The sequence below is a fragment of the Pseudomonas sp. HMWF021 genome (assembly GCF_003061005.1).
Lineage (GTDB): Bacteria > Pseudomonadota > Gammaproteobacteria > Pseudomonadales > Pseudomonadaceae > Aquipseudomonas.
The window spans coordinates 6051-7403 of sequence record NZ_QAIK01000064.1; the positions used below are offsets into that span (position 1 = coordinate 6051).

Annotated in this window: 1 pseudogene; it reads right to left on the minus strand. The window is 63.1% G+C overall.

Features of this window, described 5'->3' with window-relative positions:
• A pseudogene (locus DBR18_RS29000) lies at positions 1-1353 on the minus strand (type IV secretion protein Rhs); the annotation flags it as partial.

Here is a 1353-nt window from a genome sequence, read left to right on the forward strand (position 1 = left end):
GTCGTAGTAATAACTGCGCTGGCCGTGACGGCTGTCGGCGATACCGGCCAGATTGCCGTTGACCGCATAGCTGTAGTGCCGCAAGTACAACGGTCGCGTTTGCTGATTGACGGTGTGGAGCTGCAAACGCCCCTGATCATCGTAGGCATAATCGCTGCGCAACAGACCTTGCTGGCGTTGTTGCTCGCGACCGGACTGGTAGACGTGGCTGGTCAGCCGCGCGCCATTGAGGTCGATGGCCGTCAGCGCGCCGCCCTTGGCGTAGTGGAAATCGAGCTTGCTGTTGTCCGGCAGACGCTGGCGTTTGAGCTGACCGCAGGCGTCATAGGCATAACGCAAGGTGCCCCAGCCCTGGTGCTCGGTGATCAGCCGGTCCTGCAGGTCGTACTCGAAGGCCAGCGGATGTTGCTGGCCGTCATCAACCCCGGTCAGCCGGCCCAGGCGGTCGTAGCGGTAAGCCACCTGCACCCCGTCGGGCAGGGTTTTGAGCAGCAGACGTCCGGCCGCATCACGCTCATAACCGGTGACCAGCGTCGAGCCGTCATCGCCGACTTCGGTCTTTTCCAGCAGATGACCGTCAGGGTCGTAGGCGTACGCGGTGCGCCGCCCGTCGAAGCCGGTTTCCTGTCGGATCAATCCGGTCGGCGTGTAGTCCAGGCGATATTTTTCCCCGGACTCATTTTCGATTTCTGTCAGCAGCAGTTGCGCATGGTCATAGCGGTACTGCACCCGTGTGCCATCGGGGTTGATCTTGCGCGAGACCAGGTGCAGGTCGTCGTCATACTCGTAACGGGTGATGCGTCCGAGTTCATCGCGCTCGGCGGTGACCTGGCCGTAGGCGCCGTAGCTGTAGGCGCGGGTGGCGCCTGTAGGAAAGGTCGTCTGAACCAGTCGGCCAACGGCGTCCCACTGCTGGCGAGTAACGGCACCGTGTTCGTCGCACGTGGTGGTCCGCCGCCCCAGCGCATCGTAGGAAAAGCGCCGCACACCGCCGTCGGGCAGGGTTTCTTCGGTCAGTTGCCCAAGGTCGTTCCAGACAAACATGTGCCGGCTGCTGTCCGGGTAACGGATCGACAGCAACTGCCCGCGAATGTCGTAGTAGTAATGGGTGACCTGGCCGTCGGGATCGACCGCCTCGGTGACATCCCCCTCAGCATTGCGCCGGTACGTCCACACCGCCTGGCCGCGGGAACGGCTGTGCAGGAAACCGTTGCGATACTCGTAGGACGTCGGCTCGTCTTCCGGTGGAAGCAGCGCGATCAGCCGTCCGGCTTCGTCGTAGCGGTATTCGGTCACGGCACCGAGCGGCCCTTGCTCGGCAATCAGGCGGCCCTGAGCGTCATAAGCCTTGAG